This is a genomic window from Mycobacterium sp. NGS34, assembly GCF_059812845.1.
The window spans coordinates 98528-117331 of record NZ_JCALDM010000015.1; the positions used below are offsets into that span (position 1 = coordinate 98528).

General features: G+C 69.5%; 18 protein-coding genes and 1 pseudogene. 8 read left to right on the top strand and 11 right to left on the bottom strand.

Features of this window, described 5'->3' with window-relative positions:
• Positions 1–8: 8 nt before the first annotated feature.
• Positions 9–1415, bottom strand: a complete 1407-nt coding sequence (locus tag AC5Y7V_RS26555) for a cystathionine beta-synthase (protein ID WP_499883029.1) — start codon at positions 1413–1415, stop codon at positions 9–11.
• A gap of 40 nt (positions 1416–1455) precedes the next feature.
• Complete coding sequence (locus AC5Y7V_RS26560; protein WP_499883030.1) at positions 1456–2535, bottom strand: alpha/beta hydrolase; 1080 nt, start codon at positions 2533–2535, stop codon at positions 1456–1458.
• Positions 2536–2778: 243 nt separating this feature from the next.
• Between AC5Y7V_RS26560 and AC5Y7V_RS26565 the strand changes: the two are divergent.
• A pseudogene (locus AC5Y7V_RS26565) lies at positions 2779–3586 on the top strand (SGNH/GDSL hydrolase family protein); the annotation flags it as partial.
• Positions 3587–3827: 241 nt separating this feature from the next.
• The gene (locus AC5Y7V_RS26570) at positions 3828–5045 is read left to right on the top strand and encodes an acetyl-CoA C-acetyltransferase (RefSeq protein ID WP_499883031.1); all 1218 of its coding nucleotides are present in this window, start codon (positions 3828–3830) and stop codon (positions 5043–5045) included.
• Here the strand turns inward: AC5Y7V_RS26570 and AC5Y7V_RS26575 are convergent.
• The 3 genes from AC5Y7V_RS26575 to AC5Y7V_RS26585 all read right to left on the bottom strand — a co-directional run bounded on the left by AC5Y7V_RS26575 (position 5042) and on the right by AC5Y7V_RS26585 (position 8069).
• Complete coding sequence (locus AC5Y7V_RS26575) at positions 5042–5935, bottom strand: RNA polymerase sigma-70 factor (protein WP_499883032.1); 894 nt, start codon at positions 5933–5935, stop codon at positions 5042–5044. The genes AC5Y7V_RS26570 and AC5Y7V_RS26575 overlap by 4 nt on opposite strands.
• The gene (locus AC5Y7V_RS26580; protein ID WP_499883033.1) at positions 5932–7092 is read right to left on the bottom strand and encodes an NAD(P)/FAD-dependent oxidoreductase; all 1161 of its coding nucleotides are present in this window, start codon (positions 7090–7092) and stop codon (positions 5932–5934) included. The genes AC5Y7V_RS26575 and AC5Y7V_RS26580 overlap by 4 nt, the downstream gene beginning before the upstream one ends.
• A 140-nt stretch (positions 7093–7232) precedes the next feature.
• A complete protein-coding gene (locus AC5Y7V_RS26585) occupies positions 7233–8069 on the bottom strand; it encodes a Bax inhibitor-1/YccA family protein (RefSeq protein ID WP_499883034.1) in 837 nt (278 codons plus the stop codon).
• A 233-nt stretch (positions 8070–8302) separates the two neighbouring features.
• On the opposite strand from AC5Y7V_RS26585, the gene AC5Y7V_RS26590 reads away from it, so the two are divergent.
• From AC5Y7V_RS26590 to AC5Y7V_RS26600, 3 genes are read left to right on the top strand one after another with little or no spacing between them, the layout of a single operon-like run.
• Positions 8303–9349, top strand: coding sequence for an enoyl-CoA hydratase/isomerase family protein (locus AC5Y7V_RS26590; RefSeq protein WP_499883035.1), 1047 nt, complete (start codon positions 8303–8305; stop codon positions 9347–9349).
• A gap of 13 nt (positions 9350–9362) precedes the next feature.
• Positions 9363–10142 (top strand): enoyl-CoA hydratase, encoded by a 780-nt coding sequence (locus tag AC5Y7V_RS26595; RefSeq protein WP_499883036.1) that lies wholly within the window; start codon positions 9363–9365, stop codon positions 10140–10142.
• Positions 10143–10151: 9 nt separating this feature from the next.
• Positions 10152–11879: an alpha/beta hydrolase gene (locus tag AC5Y7V_RS26600; protein ID WP_499883037.1), complete on the top strand. Its 1728-nt coding sequence runs from the start codon at positions 10152–10154 to the stop codon at positions 11877–11879.
• Between the two features lie 49 nt (positions 11880–11928).
• On the opposite strand, the gene AC5Y7V_RS26605 is transcribed toward AC5Y7V_RS26600, so the two are convergent.
• Positions 11929–12987, bottom strand: a complete 1059-nt coding sequence (locus tag AC5Y7V_RS26605; RefSeq protein ID WP_499883038.1) for a zinc-dependent alcohol dehydrogenase — start codon at positions 12985–12987, stop codon at positions 11929–11931.
• A gap of 75 nt (positions 12988–13062) precedes the next feature.
• Between AC5Y7V_RS26605 and AC5Y7V_RS26610 the strand changes: the two genes are divergently transcribed.
• Positions 13063–13635, top strand: coding sequence for a TetR/AcrR family transcriptional regulator (locus AC5Y7V_RS26610; protein WP_499883039.1), 573 nt, complete (start codon positions 13063–13065; stop codon positions 13633–13635).
• Positions 13636–13681: 46 nt separating this feature from the next.
• Here AC5Y7V_RS26610 and AC5Y7V_RS26615 read toward each other — a convergent pair whose 3' ends face one another.
• Together AC5Y7V_RS26615 and AC5Y7V_RS26620 are read right to left on the bottom strand one after the other, a co-directional pair.
• Complete coding sequence (locus AC5Y7V_RS26615; RefSeq protein ID WP_499883040.1) at positions 13682–14125, bottom strand: rhodanese-like domain-containing protein; 444 nt, start codon at positions 14123–14125, stop codon at positions 13682–13684.
• Positions 14125–14715, bottom strand: a complete 591-nt coding sequence (locus AC5Y7V_RS26620; protein ID WP_499883041.1) for a cupin domain-containing protein — start codon at positions 14713–14715, stop codon at positions 14125–14127. Before AC5Y7V_RS26620 ends, AC5Y7V_RS26615 begins: the two co-directional genes overlap by 1 nt.
• 110 nt (positions 14716–14825) lie before the next feature.
• Between AC5Y7V_RS26620 and AC5Y7V_RS26625 the strand changes: the two genes are divergently transcribed.
• Positions 14826–15269: a lipoprotein LpqV gene (locus AC5Y7V_RS26625; RefSeq protein ID WP_499883042.1), complete on the top strand. Its 444-nt coding sequence runs from the start codon at positions 14826–14828 to the stop codon at positions 15267–15269.
• 90 nt (positions 15270–15359) lie between these two features.
• Entirely contained in the window at positions 15360–16385 is a 1026-nt protein-coding gene (locus tag AC5Y7V_RS26630) for a patatin-like phospholipase family protein (RefSeq protein WP_499883043.1), read from the top strand.
• Here the strand turns inward: AC5Y7V_RS26630 and AC5Y7V_RS26635 are convergent, their stop codons facing one another.
• The 3 genes from AC5Y7V_RS26635 to AC5Y7V_RS26645 form a co-directional block, all read right to left on the bottom strand.
• Positions 16386–17255, bottom strand: a complete 870-nt coding sequence (locus AC5Y7V_RS26635) for a patatin-like phospholipase family protein (RefSeq protein ID WP_499883044.1) — start codon at positions 17253–17255, stop codon at positions 16386–16388.
• Positions 17252–18121, bottom strand: a complete 870-nt coding sequence (locus tag AC5Y7V_RS26640) for a class II glutamine amidotransferase (RefSeq protein ID WP_499883045.1) — start codon at positions 18119–18121, stop codon at positions 17252–17254. Before AC5Y7V_RS26640 ends, AC5Y7V_RS26635 begins: the two co-directional genes overlap by 4 nt.
• A 104-nt stretch (positions 18122–18225) precedes the next feature.
• A complete protein-coding gene (locus AC5Y7V_RS26645; protein ID WP_499883046.1) occupies positions 18226–18699 on the bottom strand; it encodes an SRPBCC family protein in 474 nt (157 codons plus the stop codon).
• Positions 18700–18804: the final 105 nt, after the last annotated feature.

Genomic DNA, 18804 nt, shown 5'->3' on the forward strand with positions numbered 1-18804 from the left:
CCTGCCCGCTAACGCCGGACCGTCGCCCCGCGGGGCGGCTCGGACAGGAATCCCAACAGGTCGTAGCGGGTGATCACGCCGACCGGTTTGCCCTTTTCCACCACCATCAGCGCGTCCCAGTCGCGCAGCGCCTTGCCCGCCGCGCTGACCAATTCGCCGGCGCCGATCATCGGCAGCGGCGGGCTCATGTGCAGCGCGACGGCGTCCGCCAGCTTCGCCCGGCCCTCGAAGACGGCGGACAGTAGCTCGCGTTCGGAAACGCTGCCGGCGACCTCGCCCGCCATCACCGGCGGCTCGGCGCCGACGACAGGCATCTGGGACACGCCGTACTCGCGCAGGATGCCGATGGCGTCGCGCACGGTCTCGGACGGGTGGGTGTGCACCAGGTCGGGCAGCTCACCGGACTTGCGGCGCAGCACATCGCCGACGGTGAACTCCTCGGTCGACCCGTCGAGGCGTCCGCGCAGGAACCCGTACGACGACATCCAGGCGTCGTTGAAGATCTTGGACATGTAGCCCCGCCCGCCGTCGGGCAACAGGACCACGACCAGCGCGTCGGGCCCGGCCTCCTCGGCAACCTTGATCGCGGCGACCACCGCCATCCCGCACGACCCGCCGACCAGCATCGCCTCCTCGCGGGCCAGGCGCCGGGTCATGTTGAACGAGTCGGAGTCCGACACCGCGATGATCTGGTCGGGCACCGTGCGGTCGTAGGCGTCCGGCCAGAAGTCCTCGCCGACGCCCTCGACCAGGTAGGGCCGGCCGCTGCCGCCCGAGTACACCGAACCTTCCGGGTCGGCGCCGATGACCTTGACCCGCCCGCCGGACACCTCCTTGAGGTATCGGCCGGCGCCGGTGATAGTGCCGCCGGTGCCGATGCCGGCGACGAAATGGGTGATCTTGCCGTCGGTGTCGGCCCAAATCTCCGGGCCCGTCGTCGCGTAGTGGCTGGCGGGTCCCTCCGGGTTGGCGTACTGGTCGGGCTTCCACGCCCCGTCGATCTCCTCGACCAGCCGGTCGGAGACGCTGTAGTAGCTGTCCGGGTGGTCGGGCGGCACCGCCGTCGGGCACACGACGACCTCCGCGCCGTAGGCGAGCAGCACGTTGCGCTTGTCCTCGCTGACCTTGTCGGGGCAGACGAACACGCACTTGTACCCGCGGTGCTGGGCGACCAGCGCCAGGCCCACGCCGGTGTTGCCCGACGTGGGTTCGACGATGGTGCCGCCGGGCTTGAGCTGCCCGCTGGCCTCGGCGGCGTCGATCATCTTCACCGCGATCCGGTCCTTCGAGCTGCCGCCGGGGTTGAGGTATTCGACCTTGGCCGCCACGGTGCCCGCGCCGTCGGGGACGACGGAGTTCAGCCGAACCAGCGGCGTGCCACCGATGAGGTCACTGATGTGCTGCGCGATCCGCATGCGTTCATCGTCTCAGGCGCTTTCGCGCGGCGCACACTCGCTAGCCGGTCGCCTCGCGGATGTAGTCGCCGATCTGGCGCAGCGAACGGATCGCCTCGGGCACCAGCGGGGCGGCCAGCTGGAAGTCGTGGACCTGGCCGGGCCAGACCCGAACCTCGGCCGGGACACCGACCGCCGCCAACCGCGACGCCGCCAGCTGCGCGTCGTGCAGCAACACCTCGGACCCGGAAACGTGGATGAGCGTCCGCGGCAGGCCCGGCTTGATGTGCTCCAACGGCTCGTAGATCTCTTCGGGTTTGCCGTCGACGATGTTCTTTTCGGCGGCGCTAGCAACCAATGCGCCGAGCGCGTCGAACGCGTTCGCGGAGAACATCGCGTCGCTCTTGATGTTGGGGTGCGCCTGCTTGCATTCCTTTGCTAGCTGCAGCAGTGGCGAGATCGCTATCAGGGCCGCCGGCATGTCCGAATCCCCGCGCGCCTCCTGCAGCAGGCGCTGCGCCAGGGCCAGCGCGAGATACCCGCCCGCGGAGTCACCGGCCAGCACGATCTGGTCCGGCTCGAACCCGCGCTCGCGCAACCACCGGTAGGCATCGTGGCAGTCGTCGAGGGCCATCCCGACCGAGTGCTTGGGCAACAGCCGGTAGTTGACGACCAGTACCGGCGAGTCAGCAAACTTCGACAGCGTCTCGACCAGCCGGCCGTGGGAGTTTGCTCCACAGGTCAAGAACGCGCCGCCGTGCAAGTAGACGATCACCCGGCGGGTGCCGTCCGCGGGCAGCACTCCGGGGGCGCGCACGAGCTGCGCGGAAGCATTGGGCAAGTTCACCGTCTCGCGGACGGTGGCGGAAACCGGGAGCAGGACCCGGGCCGCGACGTCGATCAGACCCCACGGCCACGGCAGGTTGGGGACGTGGCTGCCGACGGACAGAACCGGGCGGATGGTCAGCCGGGACGCGACGTTAGCTACGCGCGCAGCAACGCTGGGACCGGACTCGAGTACCTCGACCGGCGCGCCGTCGCTGATGGCAAATCTGCGTGCCTCAACTCTACGTCGCTTGAGGACCTCATGTGGCCGAACGGTATTCCGGGGGAAACCGGATACCTTGCTAGGTGCGGTCATGCTCAACACTTCCTACGCCGTTGTAGTCCGATACAGCATGTGACGAGGCGGCCAAGCGTCCGGTTCAGCCCGCTTTCCAGGGCGTTCAGCCAACCCTTGAAACTTAGCTTGACAGCCTTTGCTGGGTAGAACGTTTGAAGAATCTGATTTGATACCACATTTGATTCACAACGTGACCACATTGTTCATAAGCCGCCCGCGCAAACACTCAAGCCGAACTAAACTGATTCCGTGACCATCCGGGTGCCGCGTCGTTCGACGATCGCCCTGGCCACAGCGGGTGCACTCGCCTCGACGGGTACCGCCTATCTGGGCGCACGCAACCTGCTGGTCGGCCAGGCGGCGCACACACGCACCGTCATTCCGAAGGCCTGGGACATCCCGCCGCGCGCCGACGGCGTGTACATCGCCGGGGGCGGCCCCGTGCAGCGCTGGCAGCGCGGCATGGCCGCCGACCTGCACCTGATGATCTTCGGCGACTCGACGGCCACCGGGTACGGCTGCATGAGCGCCGAGGAAGTGCCCGGCGTGCTGATCGCCCGCGGACTGGCCGAGCGGGCGGGCAAGGCCGTCCGGCTCAGCACCAAGGCCATCGTCGGCGCCACGTCGAAGGGCGTCGCCGGCCAGGTCGACGCGATGTTCGTGGCCGGCCCGCCGCCGGACGTGGCGGTGATGATGCTGGGGGCCAACGACGTCACAGCCCTCAACGGCATCAGCCAATCGGCGCAGCGGCTGGCGCTGACCGTGCGCAAGCTGCGTTCGCGCGGTGCCGTCGTGGTCGTCGGCACCTGTCCCGATCTCGGTGTGATCAGCGCGATTCCCCAACCGCTGCGCTCGCTGGCGCACGCGCGGACTTCGCAGCTCGCCCGCGCCCAGACGGCCGCCGTCCGCGGGGCGGGCGGGGTCCCGGTCGCAATGGCGCAGCTGCTGGCGCCCCGATTCCGCACCGCGCCCGAGCTGATGTTCTCCGCCGACGGCTTCCACCCCTCGCCGGCCGCCTACGCGCTGGCCGCGGACGCGCTGCTGGGCGCGCTGTGCGACGCGCTGGGCGTAGTTGTCGAGAGCCCGACGCCCGACGCCGCGGCCGCCGCCCTGGCGCCGAAGCTCGACGAGTCCCCCGCGCGGCTGACCCTCGTGACGCGGCTGTGGCGGCGCCCGGCGACCGCATCCCCCGCCCCGTCCGAATCCCAGCCGGTCGGCACCGACTAGATTTGTTCTAGCCCGTCGGGGTGCCCAGACACCCGCTTGTGATGCGAGTCCGCACCGGCGGAAGGGATTTGAAGGGAAACGCCATGCCTGAAGCCGTCATCGTCTCAGCCGCTCGCTCACCGATCGGCCGCGCCATGAAGGGGTCGCTGGTGTCCATGCGGCCCGACGACCTGGCCGCCCAGATGGTGCGCGCCGCGCTCGACAAGGTGCCCGCGCTCAACCCGCACCAGATCGACGACCTCATCCTGGGCTGCGGCCTGCCGGGCGGCGAATCCGGCTTCAACATGGCGCGCGTGGTCGCCGTCGAGCTGGGCTATGACTTCCTGCCGGGCACCACGGTCAACCGGTACTGCTCGTCGTCGCTGCAGACCACGCGGATGGCCTTCCACGCGATCAAGGCGGGCGAGGGCGACGCGTTCATCTCGGCGGGCGTGGAGACGGTGTCGCGGTTCGGCAAGGGCAACTCCGACTCCTGGCCCGACACCAAGAACCCGCTGTTCGACGAGGCCCAGGAACGTTCGACGGCGGCCGCGGCGGGCGCCGACGAATGGCACGATCCCCGCGCCGACGGGAACCTACCCGACGTCTACATCGCGATGGGTCAGACGGCCGAGAACGTCGCGATCCTCACCGGCATCGGCCGCGAGGAGCAGGACCGCTGGGGCGTGCGCAGCCAGAACCGCGCCGAGGAGGCCATCAAGAGCGGCTTCTTCGAGCGGGAGATCACCCCGGTGACCCTGCCCGACGGCACCACCGTCACCACCGATGACGGTCCCCGCGCCGGTACCACCTACGAGAAGGTCAGCGAGCTCAAGCCGGTGTTCCGGCCCAACGGCACCATCACCGCGGGCAACGCGTGTCCCCTGAACGACGGCGCGGCCGCGCTGATCATCACCAGCGACACCAAGGCCAAGGAACTGGGCCTGACCCCGCTGGCCCGCATCGTGTCCACCGGGGTCAGCGGCCTCTCGCCGGAGATCATGGGCCTGGGCCCGATTGAGGCGTGCAAGAAGGCGCTGGCCAGGGCGGGCATGTCGATCGGCGACATCGATCTGTACGAGATCAACGAGGCCTTCGCGGTGCAGGTGCTGGGCTCGGCGCGCGAGCTGGGCATGGACGAGGACAAGCTGAACGTCTCCGGTGGGGCGATCGCGCTGGGCCACCCGTTCGGCATGACCGGCGCGCGCATCGCCACCACGCTGCTCAACAACCTGCAGACTCACGACAAGACGCTGGGCCTGGAGACCATGTGCGTCGGCGGCGGCCAGGGCATGGCGATGGTGATCGAGCGGCTGAGCTAACCGCGCCGAACGCCATCGGCAACGGCATGCAGTTTGTCCGGGTTGGCCACGTTGTGGATCGTGGCGATGCGCCCGTCCGCGTCGAGTTCGACGGTGAGCGTGGCGATCACGCGGCCCGCGGCCGAGAAAACGATGCCCGGTCCGCCGTTGACGTCGACGACTTCGGCTGTCATATCGGCGATCTCGACGCCTTCGTAGGGGCGTTTGGTTACCCCGGCGAGCCACGCGGCGACCTTGGTCATGCCCTCGACCGGGCGCAGTGCCTGTCGGACCTTTCCGCCGCCGTCCGTCCATAGCGTGACGTCGGGGGCGAGCAGTTGCATGAGGTCGTTGATGTCCCCGCCGGTCGCCGCGGCGAAGAAGCGTTCGGTGACCGCGCGTTTCTTGCCGCGGTCGGCCTCGAACCTGGGCCGGCGGGCCTGCACGTGATTGCGGGCGCGGTGGCCCGCCTGGCGCACCGCCGCCTCGGAACGCTCGACGGCCGAAGCGATTTCGGCGTAGCTGAAGTCGAACACCTCCTTGAGCACGAACACCGCGCGCTCCAGTGGGCTCAGCGTCTCGAGCACGACCAGCATCGCCATCGACACCGATTCGGCGGCCGCGACGTCCTCGGCCGTGTCCTCGCTCGTGAGGATCGGCTCGGGAAGCCACGGCCCGACGTAGGTCTCCCGCTGACGCCGGGTCGAGCGCAGTCGTTCCATCGACAGATTCGACACGATGCGGGACAGGTAGGCCTTGGGGTCGGCGACCTGACCCCGATCGGCCGCCGACCACTTCAGCCACGCATCCTGAACGACGTCTTCGGCGTCTGCCGCCGACCCCAGAATCCGATAGGCGATGGCGAACAACAGTTTCCGATGTTCTATGAACGTGCGCTCGTCGGTGCTCATCGGGTGAAGCCCCCGCCGCGCCGCCATGTCACGGCGCCCAGCGCGGGCAGCAGCTTGAGCAGGCGGTAGGTCGTCCAGGGGCTGGCGCTCACCGTTTCCTTGTATGCCACCGCCCACCGGCCGGCCAGATAGAAACGCGTCGGGCTGTCGTCGGGACGGGTGAACTGGATGACGCCGTCGTGGCGTCCCAGGCTCACCGGCTGGTGGATGTAGCCGAAACGGAACCGCTTGAGCTGCTTGCCCTTCAGCTCTCGCACGATGTTGGCGGCGGCGTGCACGCCGGTCGGGATGCCGCTCTGGCAGGTGCCGTGCACGAAGCCGTATCCCTGCCGAATCGCCGCGGCGTCGCCGACGACGTACACGTCCGGGTGGGACACCGAACGCAGGGCCGCGTCGGTGATGATCCGGCCGCGCTCGTCGACCCGCAGGCCCGCGGCGGCCGCCACCGGCGACACCCGCACTCCCGTCGTCCACAGCACCGCCCGCGCCGCGACGACCTCGCCGTCGGCCAGGGCGACCCCGTCGGGCATCACCTTGACGACGTCGACGCAGGCACGGACCCGCACGCCCAACCGGGTCAACCCGGAATTCAGCCGGGCGCGCGCCTCGGGGGCCATCGTCGATCCGGGCGCTTGCCGGCTCAGCAGGACGACGTCGAGTTCCGGATGGCGCTCGGCGATCTCGGCCGCCGATTCGATTCCGGTCAGGCCGCCGCCGGCGACCACCACCGTGCCAGTGTCGAGCCGATCCAGCTGCTGGGCCAGCAGCCCGGCCTCGCGGGCGGTGTTGAGGGTGTAGGCGAATTCGTCGACACCGGGCACGGCCTCGGTGTCGGCGACACTGCCAAGCGCATATACCAGCGTGTCGTAGCCGATGGTGCGCTCGTCGTCGAGCCGGACGGTCCGCGCGTCGGCGTCGACTCCGGTGACCCATCCCCGCACGAACTCGACGCCGGTGCCGGCGAGCATGTCCGGGATCTCAAGGTCGGCCAGCCGCTGGCCCGAAGCCGCCTGGTGCAAGCGCAGCCGCTCGGTGAAACGAGCCTGGGGGTTGACCAGGGTGACGCGGACATCGTCGCGGCCCTTGACCCGACGCGCCAAGCGGGTGGTCGCCGCCATGCCGGCGTAGCCGGCTCCGATGATCACGATGTGCTTCATGATGCTGCCTTTCGCGAGCGAATGTGTGCTGACAACCACCAGACGCATCCAGCGGTCGCGGATGTGACATCGCGTCGCGCACACACGCGCAAAAAAAACCGGCACGCAACAGGGCATGCCGGTTTTTCCGTCAAACCGCGCTAACGGTTGTTGAAGTAACTGAGCAGTCGCAGGATCTCGAGGTACAGCCAGACCAGCGTCACGGTCAGGCCCAGCGCGATGCCCCACGCCGCCTTCTCCGGGGCTCCTGCGCGGATCATCTGGTCGGCCGCGTCGAAGTCGATCAGGAAGCTGAACGCGGCGATGCCGATCATGACCAGCGAGAAGATGATCGCCACCGGACCGCCGCTGCGCAGGCCCAGGCCGGTGCCGTGCCCGACACCGAACAGCGCGAGCAGGAAGTTGCCGAGCATGAGGAAGAGCGCGCCGAACAGGGCGGCGACCACCATGCGGGTGAATTTAGGAGTGACCCGGATGGCCCCGGTCTTGTAGACGACGAGCATGCCGAAGAACACACCCAAGGTGCCGAGAATGGCCTCGCCGATCAGCGCGCCGGCATTGGCACCCCGGACTTGGAAGTTGGCCAAGACGAACGACACCGCGCCGAGCGCCAACCCTTCCAGGGCGGCGTAGCTCAGCACCAGCGGCGGGCTGTCCTGCTTTCGGCCGAAGGTCGCGATCAGCACCAAGCCCAGGCCGCCGAGCGAGCCGACGAGCAGCAGCGGCAGGGCCAGCGCCAGGTTGGCGGTCACCAGGAAGTAGGAGACCACCGCCGAGGCCATCAGCACGGCCAGCGTGATGCCGGTCTTGGTGACGACGTCGTCGATGGTCAGCGGGCGGGAGGCCCTGGTGTCCTGGTAGGGGGCCACGTAGGGGTCGGCCTGGTAATAGCCCGGGGCCGCGCCCGTGCCGAATTGCGCGTATCCGCCGCTCTGCTTGGGCAGCGAACGAAATACCGGGTTACTTGTCTCCCGCACCGTCGGATCCTCTCTCAATGGCTATGGGTTCGAGCTGTGCGAACAACTGCTCAACGACCGGCGGGGCGCCCGGGTTCCCGACCGACCTGCTGTTTTCTCGGCGTTTCCGGGTATTTAAACGGGCTCTGCTGTTGTCGTCCGGTCAAACATAACCCTTACCCGCGGGGATCGCTGCGGTCGTGACGTTCTAGATTGCTGGTCGAGACCGGGCGGCGATCGGAAGGCAAGGGGCGTTGACTGCGGAATTCCAAGAATCCGATGAGGTCCTGACCCGAGTCGAAGGCGGCGTCGGGTTGATCACGCTCAACCGGCCCAAGGCGATCAACTCGCTGAATCACCCGATGGTGAACGCCCTGAGCGCCGTGCTCACGCGGTGGGAAAACGACGACGCGGTGCGGGCGGTGGTGCTGTCCGGGGCCGGCGAACGCGGATTGTGCGCGGGCGGCGACGTCGTCGCGGTTTACGAGAGCGCCCGCAAGGACGGTGTCGAGACCAAGAAGTTCTGGCGCGACGAGTATCTGCTCAACGGCCAGATCGGCCGGTTCGGCAAGCCGTACGTGTCGTTGATGGACGGCATCGTGATGGGCGGCGGCGTGGGGGTCAGCGCGCACGGCAGCGTCCGGGTGGTGACCGAAACCTCGAAGGTGGCAATGCCGGAGGTGGGCATCGGGTTCATTCCCGACGTCGGCGGGGCGTTTCTGTTGTCCCGTGCGCCCGGTGCGCTGGGGCTGCACGCCGCCCTCACCGGCGCGCCGTTCTCCGGATCCGACGCCATCGCAATGGGATTCGCCGATCACTACGTCCCGCACGACGAACTGGCCGCGTTCACCAAGGCGATCGTCGACGACGGCGTCGACAGCGCGCTCGCCGCGCACGCGGTCGAGCCGCCGCCCAGCCCGCTTGCCGCGCAACGCGATTGGATCGACCGGTGCTTCGCGGGCGACACGGTCGAAGACATCGTCGCCGCCCTGCGTGGTGATGACTCCGGGCCGGCGAACGACGCCGCCGACCTGATCGCCACCCGCTCCCCCATCGCGGTGTCGGTGGCGCTGGAGGCGGTGCGCCGCGCCACCAAAATGGGCTCCCTGGAAGAGGTTCTGGTCCAGGACTATCGGGTGTCGTGCGCGTCGGCGGGCTCGCACGACCTGGTGGAGGGCATCCGCGCGCAGATCATCGACAAGGATCGCAATCCGAAATGGTCGCCGGCGACCCTGGCCGAGGTCACCGCGGCCGATGTCCAGGCGTATTTCGCCCCGGTCGACGACGACTTGAAATTCTAGAAAGGCGGTTGGCGTGACAGACAACTACGAGACCATCCTCGTCGAGCGCGATCAGCGGGTCGGGATCATCACGCTGAACCGACCGCAGGCGCTCAACGCGCTAAACAGCCAGGTGATGATCGAAGTCACCAGCGCGGCAACCAAATTGGACGAAGATCCCGGAATCGGCGCGATCGTCATCACCGGCTCGGCCAAGGCGTTCGCGGCCGGCGCCGACATCAAGGAGATGGCCGCCCTGAGCTTCGCCGACGCGTTCGGCGCCGACTTCTTCGCCACCTGGGGCAAACTCGCCGACGTGCGCACCCCCACCATCGCCGCGGTGGCCGGACACGCGCTGGGCGGTGGCTGCGAGCTCGCGATGATGTGCGACCTGCTGATCGCCGCCGACACCGCGAAGTTCGGCCAGCCGGAGATCAAACTCGGTGTGCTGCCGGGCATGGGCGGTTCGCAGCGGCTGACCCGCGCCATCGGCAAGGCCAAGGCGATGGACCTCATCCTGACCGGGCGGACCATCGACGCCGCCGAAGCCGAACGCAGCGGCCTGGTTTCGCGCGTGGTGCCGGCCGGCGACCTGCTCACCGAGGCCAAGGCCGTCGCCACCACCATTTCGCAGATGTCACGCTCGGCGGCGCGAATGGCCAAGGAGGCCGTGAACCGCGCGTTCGAGTCCACCCTGTCCGAGGGACTTCTCTACGAGCGCAGGCTGTTTCATTCGACATTCGCGACCGAGGACCAGTCCGAGGGAATGGCGGCATTCATCGAGAAGCGGCCCCCCAACTTCACCCACCGATAGGACGCTTCGATGAGCGACCCGGGTCCCGCCACGACCGCCCCCGACGAGGCAGCCGAAGCGGAAGCGCGCGAAGCCGCCCTGCCGCACGAGCCGGTCGCGCACGAAAAGCCATGGTGGGTGCGCCATTACACGTTCACCGGGACCACGGTCGGCCTGATTTTCATTTGGTTTTCGCTGACGCCGTCGCTGCTGCCCCGCGGCGCGGTGTTTCAGGGCCTCGTCAGCGGGTTCTCCGGGGCCATCGGCTACGGGCTGGGGGTCTTCGCCGTCTGGCTGGTCCGTTACATGCGCACCCGCAATTACAGCCCGCCTCCGCCGCGCTGGGCCTGGAAGGTGCTGATCCCGGTCGGCGTGGTCGGCATGGTGGTGATGGCGATCCGGTTCCACGTCTGGCAGGACCACGTGCGCGACCTGATGGGCGTCGCGCACCTGAAGTGGTACGACTACCCGATCGCCGCGGTGCTGTCGATCGTGGTGCTGTTCACGCTCGTCGAGATCGGCCAGTTCATCCGGTGGCTGATCAGCTTCCTGGTCGGGCTGCTGGACCGGATCGCGCCGTTCCGCCTCTCGGTGACCATCGTCGTGGTCGCGCTGGTGGTGCTGACCATCACCCTGATGAACGGCGTCGTCCTCAAGTCCGCCATGCGCACGATGAACAACACGTTCGCGTCGGTCAACGACGAAATGAGCCCCGACAGCGCTCCCCCGAAGACCCCGCTGCGATCCGGTGGCCCCGGGTCGCTGGCGTCCTGGGATTCGCTTGGCCACCAGGGCCGCATCTTCGTCCAGGGCGGCCCCCGGGTTGACGAGCTCACCGCGTTCAACGGCGCCCCGGCGGTGCAACCGATCCGCGCCTACGCCGGGCTGAACTCCGCGGACGGCATCACCGCGACCGCGGAACTGGCGGCCCGGGAGCTGCAGCGCGAGGGCGGGCTGCAGCGCGCCGTCGTCGCCGTCGCAACCACCACCGGCACCGGGTGGATCAACGAGGCGGAGGCCTCGACGCTGGAGTACATGTACAACGGCAACACCGCGATCGTCAGCATGCAGTATTCGTTCCTGCCGAGCTGGCTCTCGTTCCTGGTGGACAAGGAAAACGCCCGCCACGCCGGCCAGGCGCTGTTCGAGGCCGTCGACCGGCTGATCCGTCAGATGCCCGAAGGTCAGCGCCCCAAGCTCGTGGTGTTCGGCGAAAGCCTGGGGTCGTTCGGCGGCGAGGCGCCGTTCATGAGCCTCAACAACGTGCTGGCCCGCACCGACGGCGCGCTGTTCAGCGGGCCGACGTTCAACAACACCATCTGGACAGATCTGACCTCGACGCGCGACGCCGGTTCGCCGGAGTGGCTGCCGATCTACAACGACGGCAAGAACGTCCGATTCGTCGCTCGCGCAAGCGATCTGGGGCGTCCGGACGCCGAGTGGGGCCACCCGCGGGTGGTCTACCTGCAGCACGCCTCCGACCCGATCGCCTGGTGGACCCCCGATCTGCTGTTCGCCAAGCCCGACTGGCTGCGCGAAAAGCGCGGCTACGACGTGCTGCCCGAGACGTACTGGATCCCGGTGGTGACGTTCCTGCAAGTCTCGGCCGACATGGCGGTGGCGGTGGACGTGCCGGACGGGCACGGCCACCACTACGTCGCCGACGTCGCCAACGGCTGGGCGGCGGTGCTCTCGCCCCCCGGGTGGACGCCGGAGAAGACGGAGAAACTACGGCCGCTGTTGCACGCCAACGGCTGACGCCAGCGCGCACGGGTGTGCCGTGGTGACCGGCGGCGGGTTGGAGAAGTCAAGCCGCGCAGGTCGCCGTCGCGAGGATCGGCTCTCGGACGAAGACGGGCTTGAACCCCGCCAGGGCAGCGGTGTCGGCGGCCTCGAACGGCAGGACGTCGGTCGCGACGGTCCCTGGCTGGATCCCCCCGCCGGATATCAGCGCCAGCGCGGCGGCCATGTTGGTTCGCGCATGCGAGAGGCCTCCGGTGAGGGTCAGGCAGTTGAGGAACATGTGCAGTAGCGGAACCCGTGGGTCGTCGAAGTGCAGCGTGGTGTTCGTGCAAACGCCGCCGGGTTCGCCGGCCAGCAGGCAGGTGCGCAGCGCGGCGCCGGTGCGGTCGTTGGTGGCGTTGACGGTGATCGGGTATTGGCGCTGCTGCGGTTCGAAGGCTTCGGGCGCGTAGACGCTGGCACCGAACCGGGCGGCGATCGCCTGCCGGGTCGGGTCGGCGTCGACGTAAGAAATTTCGCCGGCCCCGTGTGCGCGGGCGATGTCGACGGCATACAGGCCAATCGAACCGGTCCCGAGAATCAGAACGTCGGCTCCCGGTCGCCGCGTGAGGTGCGGTACCACGGTTCGCCACGCGTCGGTGAGGTTGTCGCCAACGGACACGGCCTGCGCCGCGGACACGGTGGGCGGCAGCGGCACCAGCGAGTGGTCGGCGAACGGCACCCGGACCAGATCCGAGAACAGCCCGCCATACTCCGCCCCGATCGGCATGCCGTACATCGCGATCGCCTGGTCGTAGGTGGCGCGGCAGAACAGGGGCATGTCCTGACGGCAGCGATCACAGCCGCCACACGACAGGTGATAGCTGATGGCGACCACGTCGCCGGGCCGGAGCCCCCTGACCGCCGCCCCGACGTCCATGATCTCGCCAACGCCCTCGTGGCCGATTGCGAACGGCTGCTCGGAGCCCGGAACCGGGGTCGGCGCGTGCACGATCGCTTGGTCCAGGTCGCAGGTGGAGACGGCGATCGGGCGCACCAGCGCATCGGTCGGCGCGAGGATCACCGGCTCGGGGTCGTCGCGCCACTCGAGGGCCCCGGTTCCGTTCCAGTACAAGGCTCGCACGGCAGGACCTCCACCTATGATGATTTACGTAACCCAATTAGGAATCAATGTTGCATAACGTGATTACGGAAGTCAATGCCCACCCAGGCTGAACGCAGTGAAACGACCCGGGGCGCGCTCATCGACGCCGGTCGGGCGCTGTTCGCCGAGCGCGGCTATGCCGACGTGGGGGTGGGCGAAGTCGCCGAGCGGGCCGGGGTCACGACGGGATCGATCTATCACCATTTCGGGAACAAGGCCGGCCTGTTCCGGGCCGTCTACCTCGATCTCGTCGCCCACACCGGCGAACGCATCGCCCGGGCGCGTCGGGACAATCCCGCGCCGAGCATCACGGCCGACTGCGAGCAGTATCTCGACGCGTGCGCGGATCCCACGTTCTTCAGGATCACCGCCGACAGCCCAACGGTTCTGGGCTGGACCGCCGTTCTCGACGACACCCAGGAACTCATCGCCGCGAGCCTGGTTGCCGCCCAGGCCGCCGGCGAGGTCGATCCCGCCGTCCCCATCCGGGCGCTCGCTCGCATGCTTGCCGCCGCCCTTAAAGAGGCGGGTGTCATGATCGCCACCGCGTCCGATCCGGCACGTGCCCGCGCCGACGCGAGCGCGGGCACCCAGCGCCTCATCGCCGGACTTTTCCGGCAAGACTAATCAAGACGGCTCGACCCGTGTGGTGCGGCGCCGACGCGGCGAACGGTCAGAGCCAGCGGCGGACGGTCCGGCCCGCGTTCGCCAGCCCCGCGCCCGGGGCGTCCGGCTCGCCGATCAGCTGGTCCAGCACACCGGAACCGGCCAGCGCGTGGTAGCCGCCGATGACATCGGTGGCGCGGTGCAGGCCGATGTCCAGCAGCGCGGCCGCCGCCAGGCTGGACGTGTAGCCCTCGGAGCACACGATCACCCATTCGACGTCGTCGCCGACGGCCTCCGGCAACCGGGCGTCACTGGTCGGGTCGCAGCGCCACTCCAGCACGTTGCGTTCGATCACCAGCGCGCCCGGTATCTCGCCCTCGCGGAATCGCTGGGCCTGCGGCCGGATGTCGACCAGCACCGCCCCGCGCCGCAGCGCCTCGGGCACCTCCACGGCGCGAAGGCGGCGAAACCGGCGCCGGGCCGATCTCAGGACGACGTCGATGCGGCTCATCAGGGTCCTTCCGGTTGGTCGGTCAGTTCGGTGCGCTGGCGGCGCAGCCTGTTGCGGTCGGAAACCTCGTAGTACGACATCGCCGTCAGCGGCGGCGAGTACGCGTGCACGCTCAGCGTCGGCTGCGCGCGGAAGGCGGCCACCGGCTCCGGTACGGGCCGGGGCGCCCACACCACGTCGTGCACCCAGCCCAGCGGGAAGCCGGCCTGATCACCGGCGTCGAGCCGGCGTCGGCGCAAACCCCGCCCGTCCCAACGGAATTCGTTGAGCGATCCGGACACCACGGTCAGCGCGCCCAGCGACCCGCCGTGGTCGTGCAGCTCGGTGGGATGGCCGGGGACCCAGCTGATCAGCCAGACGTCCAGTTCGTCGTCGCCGTGAATGCGGGTGAACCAGCGCTTGGACTCCGGTATCCCGCCCTCGGGCAGCAGGTGGTCGCAGCGCCCGCTGAGCACCCGATCGGCGGCCCGGTCGGTGGCATGGAGCAGGTCGGGCACCCGCAGCCGGGTGGGTCCCGAGGACGGCGACGAGACGGTCAGGGGGCGAAGCGCACCGGAGGCGACGGCACGCGTCGCAACGGGAACAGACATTGAGGAGCTCCAGGGTGAACGGATCGGGCAAGTGGCGGCGTCAGGGCCGACAACACTCGCAAAATCCGAAGCGCTCCATCACGGCCGCCAGTGTTGCATAGATTGAGACGGTGCGCTGGTGCGGTCGTCTACTCGGGCAACGGGGTGCGGTTCTCGTCGCGGCGTTGTCGGTGGCGGTCACGGGCTGCTCGCAGGGCGCACCAAACGGCGGGGTCGCCGTGCCGTCGCCACGGCCGTCGGGCATCCCGCGCGGTGCCACCCCGGCGCCCCCGGGCGCGGTCGGCGTCTCCCCGGGCGGGGTGACGACCAGGGTCGATGTGCCCGCGGATTCGACCGAAGAGGAGTATTTCCAGGCCTGCCACGCCGCGAAGGTCTGGATGGAGGCGCAGCCCGGGACGGGTGGGTCGCTGTTCGAGCCGTACCTGGGCATGATCCAGGCGTCGCAATCGGGCACGCCCGGCACCTGGAACGCCCGATGGACGGACCTGACACCGGCCCGGCAGGCCGCCGTGATCACCGCCGCGCGCGCGGCCGCCAACGACGAATGCGGGTAGCGTTCGCCGCCCCGCGCCAATTGTGATCACGGGTAGGAAAAAGTGCCTCCCCGGCCGCCGAGGGCGGCTTCGGCCGAGCAAAATGAACGCATGCCCGGCGCGCGTCGATCAGCACCGCCCCGGGTGGCGCTGGCCCTGGGCAGCGGCGGCGCCCGCGGCTACGCCCACATCGGGGTGATCGAGGCGCTGCGGGCACGCGGCTACGAGATCGCCGGGGTCGCCGGCTCCTCGATGGGCGCGATGGTCGGCGGCCTGGAGGCGGCCGGGCGCCTCGACGAGTTCGCCGACTGGGCGAAATCCCTGACGCAGCGCACCATCCTGCGGCTGCTGGACCCCGCCATCAGCGCGGCCGGGGTGTTGCGGGCCGAGAAGATCCTGGACGCGGTGCGCGACATCCTCGGCCCGGTGTCCATCGAGCAGCTGCCGATCCCCTACACCGCGGTCGCCACCGACCTGCTGGCCGGCAAGTCGGTGTGGTTCCAGCGCGGCGCGCTCGACGACGCGATCCGCGCGTCCATCGCGATTCCCGGGGTGATCGCCCCGTACGCGCTCGACGGGCGCCTGCTCGCCGACGGCGGCATTCTCGATCCGCTGCCGATGGCGCCCATCGCCGCGGTCAACGCCGACCTGACCATCGCGGTCAGCCTCAGCGGCAGCGAGGCCGTCGGCGGCCGCGAGCCGGAGCCGGGGGCCACCGCCGAATGGTTGAACCGCATGGTGCGCAGCACGTCGGCGCTGCTGGACACCGCGGCGGCCCGGTCCCTGCTGGACCGGCCGACCGCGAGGGCCGTCCTGAGCAGGTTCGGCGGGTCCGACGACCCGGACGCCGACGAGGCCGGGCCCGAGGACATCGCCGAGGTTCCGGGGGTGCCCAAGCTGGGCAGCTTCGAGGTGATGAACCGGACGATCGACATCGCCCAGTCCGCGCTGGCGCGGCACACGCTGGCTGCCTACCCGCCCGACGTCCTGATCGAGGTGCCGCGGTCGACCTGCCGCGGCCTGGAGTTTCACCGCGCTGTGGAAGTGATCGACGTGGGCCGCGCCCTGGCCGACGAGGCCCTGGACGCCTTCGAAACCGATCCGGAGCAGGCGGGTACGCCGGCGCTCGACGGGTGATCAGGCGCCCAGGAACCGCGCGACGGCCCCCGCCTCGCGGCGGCCCTGCCGGCGCCCGGCCACGGCGGAGTCGATGCGGCAGCGCGGGTCCAGCGGGTTGGGGCCGAATGCCGCCAGCGAGTCGTCGTCGGCGAACACCGCGTGCGTCGCCCCGGCGAACGCCCCGATCTCGGCGGCCGGCCCGTCGCCGAACGGCGCCGGCGCGTCGGCCCCCGAGGGCACCAGCACCACCGCGGCATCGCAATCGCCGGCCACCCCCAGGTTGATCGAGCTGCCGACGCCGCCGTCCATGTAGCGCCGGCCGCCGATGGTCACCGGCGGCCATGCCCCCGGCACCGCGCAACTTGCCGCCACCGCGTCGACGAGCCCGACGCCCGAATCGCGGTCGAAGACAACGAGTTCGCCGGTGGCGACGTCGATGGCGGTGATCCGCAGCGCCCGGTCAGGCCAGTCGTGTGACGGCAGGCGCTGGGCGATCACGCGGCGCCGGACGGCCTCGGGCACGGTCTCGGTCGCCAGCGCCACGGCCCCGATCCGGCGCATCTGCTGGCGGGTCTTGTCCTGCGCGTCGTCGTAGGGCTCGCCCAGCGCGGTCAGGAACACCTCGGTGATGTCGTCGATGTCGACGCCGGAATCGATCTCGGCCGACGACTCGGCGACCTGCCGATCGAACAGCGCCTCGAGCGGGCACCCGCTGCCGAGCTGCGCGGCGACCGCGGAACCCGCCGACGTCCCCACCAACACATCCGAATCCAGCAGCAGCCGGGCGGCCGCCGGCGACTCGTCGGCGATGCCGCGCAGAACCCCCGTCTCCCAAGCGATTCCAGCGATTCCCCCGCCGGCGAGCACGAGCGCGCGTCTGGCCGTCACGCGGACGCACCGGTGTGCTGGGCGCGCTGAACCGACTCGCTGAGATCCTCTCGGCGTAACTGATGGCTCGGCGGGTCGGGCAGCACCAAATCCCTGGTGACACCCAACCCCGCGTCGACGTGGACCAGCTCGCCGGGCGCGATCAGGCTCCAGCGCGGGTCCTCGTCCATCCGCTCGGTGGCGAACACCACCGACGATCGGGTGCACAGCGGCCGCGACCACGCGCGAATTCGCTTGGTCTGCATGTCGAAATCGGGCGCGCCGTCCAGTCTCCGGTCCAGGACGTAAAGCCCGTGGGCGTCGGGGTAGCGCAGCGCCCACATGTCGGTGGCCGTGCTCAGCAGGACGTTGAGCGCGTAGATCGGCGCGTTCGCCGCAAGCCACCGCGCGGCGTCGACGAGGCCCGCCGTCTCGTCGCCGTCCCGGCCGCGGATCGAACCGGTGATCAAGGCGAACACCCGCTCGGAATCGGTCTCGCCCAGCACCAGCCCGTCGGTGCCGAGCTCGCGGAGCCGTTCGTCGATGCCGTCCAGCCCCTCGACGACGCCGTTGTGCGCGAAGATCCGCCCGTCCTGCAGAAACGGATGGGTGTTGCGGACGTCGAGCGAACCCGTTGTGGCGTAACGGACGTGCGCGACGAAGGTGGTGCCGGTCAGCTCGTGCGCCTCGGTGGCGAATTGGCTGTCCTGCCAGGCCGCGACCGGTTCCTTGTGCAGTTGCGGCCGGCCGTGCGCGTCAAACACACCCAGGCCGGTGCCGTCCGGGTTCTTCCGGCTCTGCGCCGACAGGCTGTCCGGAGCGTTCAGCAACCAGAACGTCGCGGTGCACACGTCCGTCCCGGCGTGCAAGCCAAAAAGTCGGCACATGGTGTCGACGGTACCGAAGGGCGGTCGGCGGCTTTCGTTCCGCGACACTTACATGGGTGCGACGACACGCCGCGGTGGGCCGCAACGGTTTAAATCTCGCGGTGCTACTCCGTCAGCATCGCCGAGAGGTCCCGCAGGGCTTGGCGCGCATAGCCCTTCCAGATTCGGCCGAACAGCGGCAGGGCCCAGGATGTCAGCGGTGACCTCGGGTAGATGTCCCAGCGCCAGGTGATCTCGGTCCCGCCCGCCGCGGGGGCGAAGATCCATTCGCCCACAACATGATCGACCAGCAGGGCCATGGGACCCCGGATCTCGGTCAACCGGTAACCGAACGACCGGGGCGGCTCGACGCTGGTCAGCTCCTCGCGCATGCTGGCGCCGCCGGCCAGGTGCACGACGCGGGTCTGGCCCGCGGCGTCCCATGCGCCGGTCTGCTCGCTCACCTCCCGGACGGGCGGAATCGGGCCGTGCCGGCGCTTGAAGAGGTCGGGAAGCGGGGCGGGCAGCGTGCGCTGGAAGGCCTCCTCGGCGGGGACGGGGACGACCAGGGATTCGTCGACGACGAGCGATTGTGTCACTGGCATAACGCCTTTCATTCAGCGCGCCCCTCACCTTCTCACTCGCGAGCAGACGCAGAATCGCACTGTTGGATGCGAAATTACGCGATTTTGTGTCTGCTCGCG

What these genes read in the sequence shown, in the direction of transcription:
- AC5Y7V_RS26555 (WP_499883029.1), bottom strand. Translation starts at nt 1,415, where the DNA reads ATGCGGATCGCGCAGCACATCAGTGACCTCATCGGTGGCACGCCGCTG.
- AC5Y7V_RS26560 (WP_499883030.1), bottom strand. Translation starts at nt 2,535, where the DNA reads ATGACCGCACCTAGCAAGGTATCCGGTTTCCCCCGGAATACCGTTCGG.
- AC5Y7V_RS26570 (WP_499883031.1), top strand. Translation starts at nt 3,828, where the DNA reads ATGCCTGAAGCCGTCATCGTCTCAGCCGCTCGCTCACCGATCGGCCGC.
- AC5Y7V_RS26575 (WP_499883032.1), bottom strand. Translation starts at nt 5,935, where the DNA reads ATGAGCACCGACGAGCGCACGTTCATAGAACATCGGAAACTGTTGTTC.
- AC5Y7V_RS26580 (WP_499883033.1), bottom strand. Translation starts at nt 7,092, where the DNA reads ATGAAGCACATCGTGATCATCGGAGCCGGCTACGCCGGCATGGCGGCG.
- AC5Y7V_RS26600 (WP_499883037.1), top strand. Translation starts at nt 10,152, where the DNA reads ATGAGCGACCCGGGTCCCGCCACGACCGCCCCCGACGAGGCAGCCGAA.
- AC5Y7V_RS26610 (WP_499883039.1), top strand. Translation starts at nt 13,063, where the DNA reads ATGCCCACCCAGGCTGAACGCAGTGAAACGACCCGGGGCGCGCTCATC.
- AC5Y7V_RS26615 (WP_499883040.1), bottom strand. Translation starts at nt 14,125, where the DNA reads ATGAGCCGCATCGACGTCGTCCTGAGATCGGCCCGGCGCCGGTTTCGC.
- AC5Y7V_RS26620 (WP_499883041.1), bottom strand. Translation starts at nt 14,715, where the DNA reads ATGTCTGTTCCCGTTGCGACGCGTGCCGTCGCCTCCGGTGCGCTTCGC.
- AC5Y7V_RS26630 (WP_499883043.1), top strand. Translation starts at nt 15,360, where the DNA reads ATGCCCGGCGCGCGTCGATCAGCACCGCCCCGGGTGGCGCTGGCCCTG.
- AC5Y7V_RS26640 (WP_499883045.1), bottom strand. Translation starts at nt 18,121, where the DNA reads ATGTGCCGACTTTTTGGCTTGCACGCCGGGACGGACGTGTGCACCGCG.